Origin of the sequence: uncultured Tyzzerella sp. (assembly GCF_963558545.1) — a bacterium.
GTDB lineage: Bacteria > Bacillota > Clostridia > Lachnospirales > CAG-274 > Tyzzerella.
In genome coordinates, this window is the sequence record NZ_CAUWHO010000086.1 from 1 (window position 1) to 4,715 (window position 4,715).

Below are 4,715 nucleotides of genomic sequence, written 5' to 3' on the forward strand. Positions count from 1 at the left end.
AATTGGCTTATTAAAATGAAAGAATTTATACTAGATAATAAAACAAAAATTAACATAACTACAAAAAAGAACATAAGTGTTATACTTAAATTTTTATTTATACTATATATTATATTAGTATATAATATAAAAATTATAACTAAATATAATATTCCTATTAAAGTACTTTGTATAAGGCTAAATTTAACTCCATTAAAATAATCTTTAATTAAATTTAAGTCTTTATTTTTAATAAATTTACCCATACAATATAAAGCTGCACAAAATGAAACAGGTAAAGGGATACAACAAACTAAAAATAAAGGCATATATTTTGAAATTTCTTTTATACCTACAAATATTATAAATAAAACTAAGGGTGTATTTAATATAGCACATAATAAGTTTATACATAAAAAGTAAAAAATATAGCTACAATAGGTCATAATACGCTCTATATCAAAATATTCTTTCAATTAATCATCCCCTTAAATATTATTTTCTAAACTATGAATTTTTGTTGCAACGGTATTAAATGTTTTTTCATCTATTTCTCTACTAGACATAATATGCAACCTTGTTTTTGAGTCTCCTTTATTATATACGGATTGATAGTATTCATTTTCATTAAATACAAAGCCAAAGCTTTTATATAAATCTATTCTTTTTTTGTCTATTTCTGTGTGTGGTGGTTCTACTTCTAAAAATTTATCTCCTTCCAAGCTTAAAAAGTCATTAAATATTTTTTTACCTATACCAGAGCCTCTTTTTTTTGGATTTACAGCAAAGTGTTCTACAAAGAGCATATTTTTATCTAATTCCCAGTAGCTTAAAAATCCTAAAATTTCGTTGTTTTCTTCGTAAGTAATAATATTATAGTTATCTTTATGTAAAAGATTTTTTTGTCGCTCATATCCTCTGTGTAAAAATGGTTCAAAAGAACTTTCTAAAATACTATATATAGTATCGAAATTTATATTTTTCATATAATACCTCCTAAAAATATTATTATATATTATACAGTATTAAATACATAAAATCAATTTTTATATAAAAATATGTATAAATAAAAAATAGTGGTAAAAGATAACTTTATAAATAAATTTTGGGAGGGAAAATATTGCATATAGATAAAGATATAGATAAAAATATAAATTATTTAGATACAAGATTCAAAGAGTTTGGAGATTTAGTAAAAAGAAAATTTCCCGTTGGAGAAAATAGAGAGCATAATTTATATATAAGTTATATAGATGTAATGACAGATAGAGCTTTTATAGATGAGCTTATGGATATTTTAATGATAGATATAAGACAGGTTAAGCCCACAGGTGATGAATTAAAAGAGAATATATTTGATGCTTTAAAAAATGGTGGACTTGCAACAGCAGACTTTTTTGAAGAAACAGACTTTGAAAAAGTAATAGACGAAATATTAGCAGGAAATACATTGCTATTGATAGATGGATTTGATAAAGCTATTATTTTATCTACAAAAGGATTTCCTAGAAGAAGTGTTTCAACAGCAGATACAGAGGTTGTAGTACAAGGCTCTAAAGAGGCTTTTACAGAAACATTTAGGGTAAATACTGTTCTTATAAGAAGAAGGATAAGAGATACTAACCTAAAACTAAAGCAGATGAGGATAGGTAAAAGAAGTAAAACAGATGTTGCCATAATGTATATGGAAGATATTGCAAGACCAGAAATACTAGAAGAAGTACAAAAACGTCTTAATATGATAGATATAGATGGTATATTAGATAGTGGATATATAGAACAATTTATAGAAGATGACTATAAATCTCCTTTTCCTCAAATGCAAATGACAGAAAGACCAGACAAGGTGGCTGCTGCTCTTTTGGAGGGAAGAATAGCTATTGTAGTAGATAATACGCCATTTGTTATAATTGTGCCAACAATATTAGCAAGTTTTTACCAATCTTCAGAAGACTACTATCAAAGATGGGAAATAATGAGCTTTATAAGGATAATACGATATATAGCAGGGGTTATAGCAGTTTGTTTACCAGGGTTATATATAGCAATAGCAGTATATCACCCTGCTATGATACCTATGGAGCTTATTTTAAAAATGGCAGAGGCAAGGCAAACTGTACCAATACCTGCTGTTGTGGAAATAGTTTTAATGGAGCTTGCATTTGAAACATTAAGAGAAGCAGGTATAAGACTACCTACAGCAATAGGTAGTACTCTTGGGATAGTAGGGGGGATAATAATAGGACAAGCTGCTGTTGAGGCAGGGCTTGTTAGCCCAATTGTAGTAATAGTTATTTCTCTTACAGCTATATGTAGCTTTGCTATACCTAATATTGCTCTTGTTGCAGGTTATAGGCTTACAAAGTATTTTATAATATTGCTATCATCATTACTTGGATTTTTTGGATTTTGGTTAGCTATATTAGTTTGCCTTATACATCTTGTAACATTAAAAAGTTTTGGTATACCTTATTTATATCCATTTGTATCTGTAAAACAATATGGCCTTAATGATATTAAAGATACAATAATAAAATTGCCAATATTTATGCTTAGAAAAAGACCAATTTTTTCTAAAGATAGCCAAAAGATAAGGCTAAGCCTTAATAAAAACAAGAAAGAGGATATTAACTAAGGGGGATAGAAATGTTTGCAGATAACAACTTTATAACTATAAGACAATTAAGGTTACTTTTAATATTAGATATTTTTGGTATGGGTATAAGTATTTTGCCACAAAGGGCAGTACATTTTGGAGGCCAAAATGGTTGGATACTTATTTTAATTGGGTTAATTTTTTCGCTATTTTTTTTGATACTAATAAACCAGGTTGCAAAAATATATCCTAACGACAGTTTTGTAGATTATACTTGTAAAATTTTAGGTAGACCTTTAGGTATTCTTATAAGTTTTGGATTTATTATAAAAATTATGATAGGTGTAGCAATGGAAATAAGAATTTTTTCTGAAATATTAAAAGAAATAATGCTTTTTAATACACCTTTTTGGGTAATATCTTTTAGTATGTTAGTTTTGGGGTCTTATATGGCTAGCAAAGGATATGAAGCTAGAGGTCGTATAGCAGAGGTACTTATTTTTATTGTTTTTATACCTTTAGCATTTGTATTTTTTATATCTATCTTTGATATAGACTTTTCTAACTTAAAGCCATTTTTTAAAGAAATTGATATTAAGTATGCTTTAAAAGGCAGTGGATATATGTTATTTTATTTTACAGGGATAGAATTTATATTTTTAGTATATCCATATATTAAGGAAAAAGAAAAAATACAAAAAGCTACTATAGGAGCAATAATAACAGTAGGTATTATAATGACAGTTATTACAACTATAACAATAGCAAGGTTTGGCAAATATGATATTATGCACCAAATGTGGCCTGTGTTAGAAATAATGGATACAATAGATTTGCCAGGGTCTTTTATAGAAAGGCAAGATGCTTTAATAATGACATTTTGGATAATATCTATTTTTATGATGGTTAATGCAGGTATGTTTTTTGCATCATTAATATTTAAGGATATAGCAAAAATAGGAACTCATACTAAGTTTATATGTATATGTTTACCTATAGTGTATTTTATATCATTTTTACCATCTAATATAACAGTAGTATATAAAATAATTGATATAAGTTATTTTACATTTGGTACTTTTTATATAGTTATCTTACCAATAGTTTTATATGTAGTAGCTAAGGTAAGGGGGTTAAAAAGTGAAGATATTTAAAATGTTTTATGTAGTGCTTTTTGGGTTGTTTTTAACAGGTTGCTTTGATAAAGTGGAATTAGAAGAAAGAGCATTAGTTTTGGCAATAGGTGTAGACAAATATACTGAAGAAAATGATACTAATATAGAAAAAACAGGAGAAGAAAAAAGATTAATTGTTTCTATGGCTATGCCAGAAGTATCAGAAGGGGAGAAAACAGGAAGCACCGACCCTATGAGTAAAGAAAAAGAGAATAGTAGTGTAAACGAAGCTATAAAAGTAGCAGAGGGTTCGTCTGTTGCATCTACAATAGAGCTAATAGACACTTATATGAGTAGAAATTTATATTATGGACATACGAAAGTAGTTGTTTTAGGAAAGGAAATATTACAAGATGAAATATTGCTAAGAGAAACAATAGATGCACTGGAAAGAAATAATGAAATAAGCAGAAAAATTATAGTTTTGGGAACTACAAAAACAGCAAAGGAAATTTTGCAAACAATACCAAAAGATGAAAAAATGCTTGGTATATATATAAATGATTTTTATAAAAATAATAAAAAAAATTCTTCTTTTACTTATAGAGTAGATTTAGAAGATGTTATACAACAACTACTATCAACAAAAACTACTGCTATACCTAACATACAAATTGTAGATGAAGATGTAAGATTATCTGGTCTTATAGTATTAAAAGATAATAAGTATACAGGATATTTAGACGATGCTACAACTAAAGGTATTTTATGGATAATAGATAAAAAGTCTTTAGGTGAGATACCTATACCTTTTGAAAATGGATATGTATCTACCTCTATTTTTAAAAAGAAAGTAGATAAAAATTTTTACGAGCAAAATGATAAAATAGCTTGTAAAATTACTATTGATATAGAAGGTAATATATCAGAATATACTTTAGGTAAAAATATAATGATAGATACAGAAAAATATAAGATGATAGAAGATGAAATATCTAATTATATAGAAAAAGAAATAGAAAATT

General features: G+C 26.8%; 5 protein-coding genes. 3 read left to right on the plus strand and 2 right to left on the minus strand.

Translation table 11 applies throughout. The features are described from left to right. Window positions 1-455 (minus strand): DUF624 domain-containing protein (locus R5Z65_RS09545; protein ID WP_317368763.1); only part of this gene is annotated, 455 nt, incomplete at its 3' end. A gap of 12 nt (window positions 456-467) precedes the next feature. After that, entirely contained in the window at window positions 468-965 is a 498-nt protein-coding gene (locus R5Z65_RS09550) for a GNAT family N-acetyltransferase (RefSeq protein ID WP_317368764.1), read from the minus strand. 134 nt (window positions 966-1,099) lie between these two features. Here R5Z65_RS09550 and R5Z65_RS09555 point away from each other — a divergent pair, with 134 nt between their 5' ends. From R5Z65_RS09555 to R5Z65_RS09565, 3 genes are all read left to right on the plus strand, one after another. Further along, window positions 1,100-2,614 carry a spore germination protein gene (locus tag R5Z65_RS09555; RefSeq protein ID WP_317368766.1) on the plus strand — a complete coding sequence of 505 codons (1,515 nt, stop codon included), beginning with the start codon at window positions 1,100-1,102 and terminating at the stop codon, window positions 2,612-2,614. Between the two features lie 11 nt (window positions 2,615-2,625). Further along, window positions 2,626-3,729 carry an endospore germination permease gene (locus R5Z65_RS09560; RefSeq protein ID WP_317368767.1) on the plus strand — a complete coding sequence of 368 codons (1,104 nt, stop codon included), beginning with the start codon at window positions 2,626-2,628 and terminating at the stop codon, window positions 3,727-3,729. Further along, a partial coding sequence (locus R5Z65_RS09565) for a Ger(x)C family spore germination protein (RefSeq protein WP_317368768.1) occupies window positions 3,716-4,715 on the plus strand: 1,000 nt, incomplete at its 3' end. The genes R5Z65_RS09560 and R5Z65_RS09565, both read left to right, overlap by 14 nt.